Here is an 11019-nt window from a genome sequence, read left to right as displayed (position 1 = left end):
GAGCGGATGGACTTTCCCTGCACCGGGAAGTTAGCGTTGACCGGCAGCCAATCAGACCAGGGTAATTCGCGGGTCTGATCAAAAAGCTCAGTAAAAGAACGGGCCGGGAATTCTCCCATCTTGACCAACACCCGGTCAGCACTGCGCAGCCAGAGATTGGCCCGACAGATATCCGCCCGGGAGGCCGGGAAGGTAACCCGGGCATTTTCCACCTTCACCTCGTCAAAACCCAGTTTACGCACTTCCCGAGCTACAATAGCTTCCAGCCCAAAGGTAGCGGTAGCAATAAGTTCAATTTTAGCCATCTCAAAACTCCGTTCAATTTCATTTATCTAAGAGAAATGTTTACCCTCACAGCTACAGAACTTTAACCGGTATAAACCAATACTGTTCGTTGATGGGTATCAAGTCATTGCACAAACAAATGATGCCTCCACCAGCTATTTCTAATGGAGTTCTGGCAAGAACCGCAAAATGCTTAATGGTCTCTCTGCCAGGATTGGCGCTTTTTTTAATCTCCAGGGGATATACCTTATTATCCTCAATAATTAATAAATCAATCTCCTTTTGATCCTTATCCCGATAATAACAAAGCGGTGGTCTCTTACCTTGAAAATAGTAACTTTTTATTATTTCCGTAACCACCCAGGTCTCAAAAAAGGCCCCGGACATTGCACCCACTTCTAATGTTTCTGCACTCGTCCACTTGGTCAAATAGGCGCATAAACCAGTATCAAGAAAATACATCTTAGGTCTTTTTATAAGCCGTTTTAAGGTGTTATTAAAGTAAGGTTCCAGCAAGTAGACTATTCCCGAAGATACCAAAATCGACAGCCATTGTTTAGCCGTTGGCTCACTGATCCCGACATCACCGGCTAATGATGCGTAATTCACTTCCTGAGCCGTTCTCGCTGCTGCCGCAGTCAAAAAACGAAAAAAGACCAGTTCGTCCCCTACCTGGGTTAAATCCTTTATATCACGCTCCAAATAAGTCTGCACATAAGAAGAAAAAAAGATTTCCAAATTTATTTTTTTATCAACAAAAACAGCCGGCATGCCGCCTCTGTAGATCTCCTCATATAGCGTTTTTAAATCCAGAGGCATCGCCAGTTTATTTATGTTTTTTAGTTCGTTACTCTGCGGAACAAATCCACTATGATGGCTTTGATCCATAACTTCCGCACGGGATAAACCCAGCAAATTAACAATTCCAACCCTGCCTGCCAGTGATTCACTTACCCCTTTCATTAAATGAAACACCTGCGAACCCGTTAGCCAAAACTGACCATTTTTACGCTCTCTGTCAACCATTATTTTGATATATGGTAATAGTTGTGGTGCATATTGTATTTCATCAATAAGCAAAGGTGGAGTATATCTTTGTAAAAATAGAGCCGGATCTGTAACCGCCAGTTCTCTCACCATAGGATCATCCAAGGTAACATAGCTGCGTTTCTCTCCCCCCAGCTTTTTCAGCATCGTTGTTTTGCCCACTTGTCTTGCTCCGGTAAGCAGTACAACCGGGAAACTACTTGAAATATTTATAACGCTTTGTTCCAACGCCCTTTTTATATACACCCGCATCACTTCCGACTTTTCTAAAATATAATTTTATATTAGACTTTGCTGCTCGAGTTGTCAAGTTTCCCTTCCTTGAGTATCCCAATGTTTCAGCTTTGGAGTGTCAAGCCAATATAACGCAGTGAAAAACGTCCTCCGCTTCTTTAAACGGTCGGGGTCCTATTAATTCCTGGCTAACACACTGTCTAAAACCTGATCTATAGAATCAAAGGTTTTTTTACATAACCATGGCTGAAAAAGACGTCAAGAGACCGAAAAGGCTGGCAATCGTAGCAGTAACCGCCATCCCTACATTCCTCCCGTCCAAAGCTCGTCATCTTCCAGTAGATGGCTATATGAATCGGACAGTGATTATCCCAGAATGATAACGGTTTTTGTTAAGCTGATAAAGGGGGAAATTTAAGGAATTTGATGCAGTTAGATTAACTGTTGATTTTCCCAAATTAGGGCTGAAAACCGGGGAAGAGGGAACAATAGTTGCGGCTTTTAGTTCCCCAAAGGAAGCCTATATGGTAGAGTTCTTGTATCACGATGATGACCTTCCCCGACCTGTAAAAGACTCCTGATCTTTGCAGTAACCCACTGCCAGTCTTCCTCATTATTCAAATTTAGTTCTTTGAAACACTCATTGAGCTGTGTCATTTCCAAGCTCTGCCATTCACCTTGATGATTTTCAATATCTATTTCTAAAGAAATCTCAATGTTTGCGATTGTCCATTCTGCTTGTACTTTGCCCTCAGCAGTGGGGTAGAGATAGGGAAGAAGTAGTTCTTCGGGATAATAGGTATCAAACTTATTAAGTAGCCATACTAATCCTTCTTTATTAAGTGCAAAACCAAAGCCATTGAACCAACCATCTCCTAGTTCATTGAGTTCTTCAATTCTTGCCGCAATATCATTAGGATCCAATATGCCTATGTGTTCTACCAATTCAATGCTTTGTAGCTTATCTAAACGATTGAATTTACCGATACCATGCAATAAAACATGCAAACCATTTTCAAAGCCATTGAAAGCTTCTAAAACAGTATCTCGGTGCTGAGGTTCCATAGGTGCAACAAGTTTTGATCCATCCCTCGTCATAATTTGGAATGTTTTTTTGCCTTGATCCGCTTCTGGTATAATTCCCCTGATTGTTACCTCTTCGGTAAGTTCTTGGACTTGAGATGAGGCAAGAATTAGGCGACGTCTACTATTCTTATTAAGTTTTGATGTTTCATTTAAATCCGGAGTACAAAACTCAATTGCTTCTTCATTCTTCAAACTTCGCCCAAAACGATCAAAGTATCCTAATAAATTTTCCGGAAGATAACTGTGGACAGATTCGCTTCGTTCAGCAGCCCCAATGGCTTTTATAATACTGTTACGAGCTTTTTGGAAGTATATCTGATTTTCAGACGGGAAAAGCACCTGATCTTCTGTCACAAGCACAATATCAGCAATAGCACTTCCACTATTAATTCGAGCCAAGTTCAGAGAAATTCCCTCAGTAAAACCACGCGGAGAACGTTTTCGATCCGGATGATCCTGTCGGAAATGCCATTTAGCTACCTCTATTATCATTTCTTCGATAACAGCCAAATCCTTGAGAAACTCAAGGGGAATGGAATGTTCCGAAAACCGTTTACCCACAAAGCGTGGACTTATAAATGGCTGTTGTCTCATACTACACCCCCATCCAAAGAGATCTTTCGGGGCAATAACAGCTTGATTTCCCTTTCCGGATGCTATCCGAAAAACTCCCGCTAGTAATCAAGCCGCTTATTTTTGAAGAAAACCCGATCTATTTTAATAAACACTAAGTAAATCTTGCTTATCCATTGTTTTTTATTTTACCCACGTTACCATTACTTATCATATTTTATCATATTTTTAGAATCAAGTTCTTTATTATCCAGCTTTTCCTAACCCGGCATAGCCGGAACCAAAAAGGATTTTAATATTCCATGCTGAAATATGCCAGAAAATATCACAGCATGGAGTGAAAACGATGTTGCTTACACAACGTTACAGTAAACAGATAGCTGGAGTTATCTCCTGCTATGACCGGGCAGGGTATCCTTCCGGGGTCCGCTCCCATGGTATTCATTGGGCTATAGTCGGCGGGGAAAGCGGTCCCAAGTCCAGAGAAATTAAAACGGACTGGGTCCTGTCAATAAAGGATTCGTGTGATTATCAAGGATTGGCCTTCTACTTTAAGCAGTGGGGCGGGGTCAACAAAAAGAAAAATGGTCGCAAGCTGTTGGGCAGGACCTGGGACGATATGCCAAAGGTTGTGTAGATGTTTTAATGCAATAACCATTTTCATCTTACCTATTCTCGGCTATTCTCTCCTATTTCGGCTACTCCCGTCCTGCCATTTGTAAAAAATATCAAAAGGGGGTTTCGGACACAATTCCGAAACCCCCTGATAAATCTTTAATGGCGGAGAGGGAGGGATTCGAACCCTCGAGACAGGTATTAGCCGCCTACTCGATTTCCAATCGAGCGCCTTCAGCCAAACTCAGCCACCTCTCCAGCAAATATTAACTTTTATTAACTTCTAGATATGCTGCCGGCAACTTCTCTTGAGCCTTTGGCACTATGCCATTATACATTGATTTCGTCTCCATCGCAAGTGTCTTAATCCACCAGGTTTTATCAGGGAACTTAATCCCCTCACCTGGCCATAACCTCCGGTGCTCCCAGGGCACAAGCAACGATAAAAAAACATAACGAAACGGATTGAAGGCTTGGATGTATGCGAACAAGGAAATTTTAATCATTGGTATCCGGATCTCTCCCCAGATACGCCATTAATTTCTCTTTGATCATTTCCAGGGGGAAAACCCTCTCTTCCACCGCTGTTACCCGGCGACCGTAAAGGTACATTCTGTCTACATAAAAGCCCTCCTGGCGAACTTCGCAGGGTAGTTCAGGCAAATTATCCACCCAGGCAGCAGCGAGTGAACGGGGGCTATGGAAGATAAAGCGATAATCTCCCACCCGCAGTATAAACTCCAGCAGAGAGTAATATTCCTTTTCCACCGACTGAATATAACACTTGGAGCAATACGCTTCCTCTCTTATAAAGCGATTATAAGAGACCCCTCGGGAGTGGGCTGCTTCTTTGCAATCTTCACAAAGCCAGACTTTCTCTTTATCCGCTCCCAATAAATAGAGCACCTTGAATTTGGCCTGATTCTCCCGGTAGATTTTCTTAAGAACTCTGGCCTTTAGCTGGTAGAGGTTGTTACTAAGCTCCGGGTAGCTTTTAGCGTAGTGGTTGAGATGAAAAAGATGAAAACAGGCTTTAAGAAGCTCGGCTTCTGGGTAGTCTTCAATCTCCTCCAAAAAACGATCATAATAATTGAAGGCCTTCAATATTTTCCTTATATCTGATGAACCCTGGTAGCGGGGCTTTTCATTACGCTCCCTTTTCTCCTTTATCTCGGCTAATAGCGAAGGGATATCCAGGGTTTCTATTTCTTGCTCCGAAAAAAGAAAACTGATGCCGCGATTATCTTTCCGCTCCACCTGAGCCACCGTGAGATAGCCGTAATCCATAAGTTCATGCACCTGGCGATTGCTGATATTAAAGCGGCCGGCCACTTCGCTGATGGTCAACACTTGGCTTCCCTCTTCTCCAAATACTGCTCTAACCCTATGGCTAATCTTCTATCTTTTCCTTTTCTGCCCTTATTCTCTATAGCAATCATATCTTATAACGAGGTGAAAATATGTCCACCGCTTCTTTAAGCGGTCGGGTTTTTGTAAACAAAGCGGGCGGCGGGTTCTAATCCCCCGCACCTCGTTGCAGCGCTGTGTTGAAACAGCTCCGCAGTTTCTTCCGATGCTTAAATAATAGGGAATCTGGTGTATTATATAATGCAAGTGAGTCAGGAAACCGCAGCTTGACTTACCCCTGACTGATCTCTGACTCATTATTTTAAACTAAAAGTGGAGGATGGACAAATGCAGCAATGGCAATGGACCCATGGCAGCGAAATATCCTATATAACTATACCTCACTGGCGTGAGGCGGGAGTTAATATAGCCTTTTCTTCCCGCTGGGGTGGTCGCAGTTCTCCTCCTTTTGCCTCGCTTAACCTGGGGCTGCATGTGGGAGATGAACGGGAAAAGGTGCTGGATAATCGCCGCCGCTTCCTGGCTGGCCTGGGGCAAAAGCTCGAAAATCTGGTTTGCTGCCAGCAGATTCATGGCCAGCGGGTGCTGCGGGTGGATAAAAGCCTGGCGGGTTCCGGCGCCTGGGATTATGCAACCGCTCTCCCCGGCATTGATGCTATGGTTGGACATAGCCCGGGCATCATCCTGGGCAGCTTTTACGCCGACTGCATCCCCCTTTTCTTCTTTGACCCCCAAAAACGGGTGGTAGCTATGGCGCACAGTGGCTGGAAGGGCACTATGGGTAAAATTGCCGCTGAGAGCATAAAAGAAATGTTGAAGCTGGGTTGCCTGCCGCGAAACATCGAGGTTTTTCTCGGCCCGGGCATCGGCCCCTGCTGTTTTCCGATTCAGCCGGAGCTGGCTCTTAAAGTTAAAACAACCTTTCCCCAACACCAGGCCATATTGCGCGAAAATGCCCATGGCTATTACTGGGATTTGCGAGAAAGCATAAAGCAAAGCTTGCAGGAAAGCGGTATTCAGGAAGCCCATATCATTGACTCCCATCTCTGCACCGCCTGCAATTGCCATCTTTTCTTCTCCTATCGGGCCGAAAAGGGCCGGACGGGAAGGATGGGAGCTTTTATCGGTCTGCAGGATTAGAATCATCCATCACTTCCGGCGGCTATTTCCTCTCCAAAGCCCTCCGCACTTAATAATTCGCCCGCCTGTTTTTCGGGAAGCTCTTCCACATCCTTTAGTTTTCGCTCCATTACCCGCGACCTCCTGGCGGCCTCCTCAATACTGTTGCTGGCTTCCTGCAATTTCTTGCGGGTTTTTTCCAATACCGTGCCGAATTTGCCAAACTCGCTCTTTACGGCCCCCAGTATGGCCCATACTTCCCCCGATCTCTTTTGAATGGCCAGAGTACGAAAACCCATGGATAAACTGTTCAGTATGGCTGCCAGGGTGGTGGGACCGGCAACCGTCACCCGGTAATCCTGGCGCAGATTCTCAAAAAGTCCCGGCCGGCGTAATACTTCCGCATAAAGTCCTTCGGTGGGCAGAAACATTATAGCAAAGTCTGTGGTGGCCGGGGGTTCAATATATTTGCCGCAGATCTCTTTGGCCTGGGCTTTGATCCGGTTTTCCAGGTTTTTGCCCGCCTGTTCAATGGCCGTCAAATCAGCTCCATCATAAGCTTCCAGGAGGCGGTAATAATCCTCCATAGGGAATTTGGCATCTATCGGCAGCCACAGAGGGGAATTTTCTTTATCCGGCCCGGGGAGTTTAATTGCAAACTCCACTCTCTCCGCACCCTTCTTTACCGCCACATTCGTCCCGTATTGCTCTGGAGCGAGAATGTCTTCCAGTATATTGCCCAATTGCACCTCCCCCCAGGTTCCCCTGGTTTTAACATTGGTGAGAACTTTCTTCAGATCACCTACACCGGTCGCCAGTGCTTGCATTTCACCCAAACCCTTATGTACCTGTTCCAGGCGCTCACTTACCAGTTTGAAGGATTCGCCCAGGCGCTGTTCCAGAGTGGCATGCAGCTTCTCATCCACCACATTTCTCATCTGATCTAACTTTTGGGCGTTTTCCTTCTGTAGTTCCCTCACCCTTTCTTCTATGGTTCCCCTCATCTGTTCCAGCTTCTGCTCATTGCTCTGGGTCAAGTGGGCCATCTGTTGGGAGAAACCCTCCAGCTGGTATTGCTGCAAATTCCCCATTTCCGCCATACGCGCCGAGAGCGAATCGCTTAAAGTCTTAAATGAATTGCTTAGCTCTTCCCTGCCCTGACGAGCCGTTAAACTCATTTCTTCCCGGTTGCGGCCGATTTCCTCTCTTAGCAGCTGTTCCATCCTTTCCTGGTTTTTCTCCAGATGAAGATTGCCGGCTGCCAGCTTATCCAGTTGGTCCCGAAGGGTATTCATTCGCTGCTGTAGTTGAAAAAGCAAAAAAAATAGCAAAACTATGCCTATAAACACTGCCATTATTGCCGCTTGCTCCATCATTAACCACCCCCGTCCTTTTTGCTGCCATTCTATACCCTGCCCTGGCCAGTGTCAAATGGACCATGATTGAAGTTAACGGGCTATTGCCCAACCACAATATCAGAAGGGATATCGAAAGAGAAATTATTGGGCGTGTGGTAACAACAAATACTTGATTCCAAAGGACTGCCTGATAGAATTTATGGCAACCAAAGCGCACCACATTCATCAGAAGTCCGAGAAGCACATAGGTCTAATACGAAAATATCAAGAGGAACAGCCACGGGCTGAAAATCGAAAAAACTGAACGAATGCCCGTATTGGCAGTGAACCACGACGGGCATTTGCTTATGGCAGTTCTCTTCAAAAGCAGAAAACAGGAGCTCAATTCCATTGCTCAGACAGTAAAAACTCGCGTATATTCATATGTTTCAAACCATCCCTGCTCATATCAAATTCATCATATGACACAACATACTTGGGAAAGTTATCCCTGATCGTATCATATGCCCCGAATTCACGCTGGATCGTTTCCTCGGATGCAAGCAGATAGGCCACCTGAACATAGAACTTTTGAGTTTGCTTTTCAGCAATAAAATCAATCTCTTTTTCTCCTGCTTTTCCAACTGTGACCTTATACCCTCGCCGCAGGAGTTCCATATACACAATGTTCTCAAAAATGAGGTTAATATCCTTCATATTCCCGCCGAAAACAGCCTCCCTGATTCCGTGGTCAGCAATGTAGTATTTTTCATTGACAGTGAGAATCTTCTTCCCCTGCAAATCCTGCCTGCGGACACGGTAGAACAGAAAGGCATCCTCGCAAGCCTTAATGTAGTTCAAGATTGTTTCCGGCGCAACAGTGCGTCCCTCACTTTTGAGATATTTTGAAATTGCCGTAGCGGAGAAAGTCGTCCCGACATTTGCCGTAATATATGCGATGATACGCTCCAGCAGATCAACATCCCGGATGCTGTTGCGTTTTACGACATCTTTAAGGACAACGGAGTTGTAGAGGTCTTGCAGATACTGACGGCTCGGCTGCTCGGCATAACGGAGGTTGCTCAAATACGGCATCCCGCCGTTGGTCAGATACCGGGTAAACATCGCTCTTGAATCGGAGTCAGGAAAAACGGTATGATACAGCTCTGAAAACTCTCCAAAGGAAAAGGGATAAATCACAAACTCTACATACCTCCCCGCAAGGTATGTGACCAACTCTCCCGAAAGCAGCTTGGCATTTGAGCCGGTGATATAGATATCACAGTCAAATTCAACCCGAAAGGAATTGATGCACTTTTCCCAACCAACGACTTCCTGAATCTCATCAAAAAAAAGATATGTCTTACCGGAAATACCATTTACCCGCCGAGTGACTTCCTCGTGCAGTGCCTCGGCAAAGCAAAGGTGTGCGTTGCTCATATTCTCAAAGTTGATAGAAATAAACTGATTCTCATTTACACCGGAGGCAACCAGCTCTCGCTGAATCAAATCCAGCATGACGGACTTTCCGCCGCGGCGGATGCCGGTTAAAACCTTAATAAGCTCATTTCCGATAAAGGGACGGATGCGGCTCATATATAACTCTCGATTAATCATAAATAAAAGACCCCCTTGACCATATCTGACACTTATATTATCACGGTTACATCTCTAATTCAAGTTAATTTATATTTTTTATAAGTTATAACTTACAAGATGCACATTTCTAACAAAATTCAACATTACAAACCAAAGTTCAGTTAAAGAGCCGGAGAATCGGAGTGCGAGAATGCACTTCAATTCTCCGGCTCTTTTTGTTTTCCGGAAGGGAGGAAATTATGTTAGTGCGCTACAAGAAAAATAAAAAACTTGATGATGGCCAACGAAGTGCCGAGGGAGCGTATCCGGGATTGGGTGGGCCACAGCGATATTCGGACAACGGTTAATACCTATGGACATTTGGAATATCAGTCCAAGAAAAAAACAGCAAAGATTATTGAAAAATCTTTACCGCTTAAAAAGGTAGGAGCTGTTAATCTTTGAAATTAACAGCTTCATGGCGGAGGGTTAGGGATTTGAACCCTAGATACCTTGCGGTACACTGGTTTTCGAGACCAGCTCCTTCAGCCTCTCGGACAACCCTCCAAGTTAAATTATCTAAGTGCCCCGGATAGAACTCGGATAGAACAACCCCAAAATCCATGTCTATTCGAACTCCGAGGGCTTGGAAAACCCGATAAAATCAAGGTTTTTCGCCACATGATTTCCACATAGCCCAACACATTTCGAGTCGAGCGCCTTCAACCGGACTCAGCCATCTCTCCGTAGATTGGCAAAAAATCTTTTCAGGAGCTCGCTGCACTCCTCTTTTAAAACCCCCCCTTCCACCAGAACCTGGTGGTTTAAGGCCGGGGACCTCACGATATCATAGATTGATCCGGCTGAACCTGCCTTCGGATCTGTCACCCCATAAACCAGACATCCCAGGCGAGCATTGACCATCGCTCCGGCGCACATGGCACAGGGTTCCAGAGTACAATATAATATGGACTCACTCAATCGCCAGTGTCCCAGGTGCCGGGTTGCTCTTTGTATAGCTAAAAGCTCGGCATGCGCTGTGGCGTCCTGGCAAGACTCCTTTTCATTATGAGCCCGGGCAATTATTTTTCCATTATGCACCACGATTGCTCCTACGGGAATTTCTCCCCTATTATAAGCCTCCCGGGCCTGTTCGAGCGCGTGGCGCATGAAATCTTCATGCTGCACTTGTCAACCCCCTGGGGGTATTTGCTTCAAATTTCTATGAAAAAGCGGTATTTTTCCAGCAAAAGCAAAGGCCATCCGCTACTCAAGCTTAGCTGTCGTGGAAGGCCGCCATAACGGCACCCGCGCAGATACAGCATTGCCCCCGCTTTATCTATGCGGTAAGGAAAACAGCTTAAATGGTGCGCCCGGAGGGACTCGAACCCCCGACCTGCGGTTTAGGAAACCGTCGCTCTATCCAACTGAGCTACGGGCGCAAGTTTTTGGATTACCTGGTTCCAACAGTGATTAAGGCTTCCTTGCTACCTGAATAAATCAAATTATAACCTTGCCTTATCCCGGTTTGAATCCTAAAATGTAAAAGAAATGCCCGGGCATTTCTTTTATTGCAACTTCATTAAAGGCAGATGACGCCCCCGGTAATATTCCAAGCTGTCATTGCCTTTTTGTCATCCTGTGCTACTATATTTTAAAACGCCGACGGCCCTTTTGCAAGCCCCTATAATATAATCCAGGAATTTTCATTATCTTCTGATTGCGGGCAAACAATTCTCTAGTCCTGGGTTTTTTATCCCAAGCATCTCTTGACACA

The 11019-nt window shown here is 45.3% G+C and carries 9 protein-coding genes and 3 tRNA genes; 2 read left to right on the top strand and 10 right to left on the bottom strand.

The features are described from left to right. The 3 genes from PHP87_RS03520 to PHP87_RS03510 all read right to left on the bottom strand — a co-directional run. On the bottom strand, positions 1 to 305 hold a 305-nt coding region (locus tag PHP87_RS03520), incomplete at its 3' end, for a THUMP domain-containing protein (RefSeq protein ID WP_299918502.1). A gap of 52 nt (positions 306 to 357) precedes the next feature. Then, positions 358 to 1584, bottom strand: a complete 1227-nt coding sequence (locus PHP87_RS03515) for an ATP-binding protein (protein WP_299918509.1) — start codon at positions 1582 to 1584, stop codon at positions 358 to 360. A gap of 483 nt (positions 1585 to 2067) precedes the next feature. Continuing rightward, positions 2068 to 3246 (bottom strand): hypothetical protein, encoded by a 1179-nt coding sequence (locus PHP87_RS03510; protein ID WP_299918500.1) that lies wholly within the window; start codon positions 3244 to 3246, stop codon positions 2068 to 2070. A gap of 325 nt (positions 3247 to 3571) precedes the next feature. On the opposite strand from PHP87_RS03510, the gene PHP87_RS03505 reads away from it, so the two are divergent. Beyond that, on the top strand, positions 3572 to 3862 hold the full coding sequence (locus PHP87_RS03505; protein ID WP_299918498.1) for a DUF5131 family protein: 291 nt from the start codon (positions 3572 to 3574) through the stop codon (positions 3860 to 3862). Between the two features lie 141 nt (positions 3863 to 4003). Here PHP87_RS03505 and PHP87_RS03500 read toward each other — a convergent pair. Together PHP87_RS03500 and PHP87_RS03495 are read right to left on the bottom strand one after the other, a co-directional pair. After that, positions 4004 to 4098, bottom strand: a tRNA-Ser gene (locus PHP87_RS03500). A gap of 240 nt (positions 4099 to 4338) precedes the next feature. Next, entirely contained in the window at positions 4339 to 5190 is an 852-nt protein-coding gene (locus PHP87_RS03495; RefSeq protein ID WP_299918495.1) for a hypothetical protein, read from the bottom strand. Between the two features lie 345 nt (positions 5191 to 5535). Between PHP87_RS03495 and pgeF the strand changes: the two genes are divergently transcribed. Continuing rightward, complete coding sequence (gene pgeF / locus PHP87_RS03490) at positions 5536 to 6348, top strand: peptidoglycan editing factor PgeF (protein WP_299918492.1); 813 nt, start codon at positions 5536 to 5538, stop codon at positions 6346 to 6348. A 2-nt stretch (positions 6349 to 6350) separates the two neighbouring features. Here pgeF and rmuC read toward each other — a convergent pair whose 3' ends face one another. From rmuC to PHP87_RS03465, 5 genes are all read right to left on the bottom strand, one after another. Further along, on the bottom strand, positions 6351 to 7703 hold the full coding sequence (gene rmuC, locus PHP87_RS03485) for a DNA recombination protein RmuC (protein ID WP_299918489.1): 1353 nt from the start codon (positions 7701 to 7703) through the stop codon (positions 6351 to 6353). A 363-nt stretch (positions 7704 to 8066) separates the two neighbouring features. After that, a complete protein-coding gene (locus tag PHP87_RS03480; RefSeq protein ID WP_299918486.1) occupies positions 8067 to 9281 on the bottom strand; it encodes an ATP-binding protein in 1215 nt (404 codons plus the stop codon). A gap of 440 nt (positions 9282 to 9721) precedes the next feature. Next, a tRNA-Ser gene (locus tag PHP87_RS03475) sits at positions 9722 to 9809 on the bottom strand. A gap of 165 nt (positions 9810 to 9974) precedes the next feature. After that, positions 9975 to 10430 (bottom strand): tRNA adenosine(34) deaminase TadA, encoded by a 456-nt coding sequence (gene tadA, locus PHP87_RS03470; protein ID WP_299918483.1) that lies wholly within the window; start codon positions 10428 to 10430, stop codon positions 9975 to 9977. 177 nt (positions 10431 to 10607) lie between these two features. Beyond that, positions 10608 to 10684: transfer RNA gene (locus PHP87_RS03465), tRNA-Arg, on the bottom strand. Between the last annotated feature and the right edge of the window lie 335 nt (positions 10685 to 11019).

This window comes from Syntrophomonas sp. (assembly GCF_028707975.1).
GTDB lineage: Bacteria > Bacillota > Syntrophomonadia > Syntrophomonadales > Syntrophomonadaceae > Syntrophomonas.
This window is presented reverse-complemented; position numbering and strand designations above follow the sequence as displayed.

Bases quoted from the DNA above. Each gene is read 5' to 3' on its own strand.
- PHP87_RS03515 (WP_299918509.1), bottom strand. From the start codon at position 1,584: ATGCGGGTGTATATAAAAAGGGCGTTGGAACAAAGCGTTATAAATATT.
- PHP87_RS03510 (WP_299918500.1), bottom strand. From the start codon at position 3,246: ATGAGACAACAGCCATTTATAAGTCCACGCTTTGTGGGTAAACGGTTT.
- PHP87_RS03505 (WP_299918498.1), top strand. From the start codon at position 3,572: ATGTTGCTTACACAACGTTACAGTAAACAGATAGCTGGAGTTATCTCC.
- pgeF (WP_299918492.1), top strand. From the start codon at position 5,536: ATGCAGCAATGGCAATGGACCCATGGCAGCGAAATATCCTATATAACT.
- rmuC (WP_299918489.1), bottom strand. From the start codon at position 7,703: ATGATGGAGCAAGCGGCAATAATGGCAGTGTTTATAGGCATAGTTTTG.
- PHP87_RS03480 (WP_299918486.1), bottom strand. From the start codon at position 9,281: ATGATTAATCGAGAGTTATATATGAGCCGCATCCGTCCCTTTATCGGA.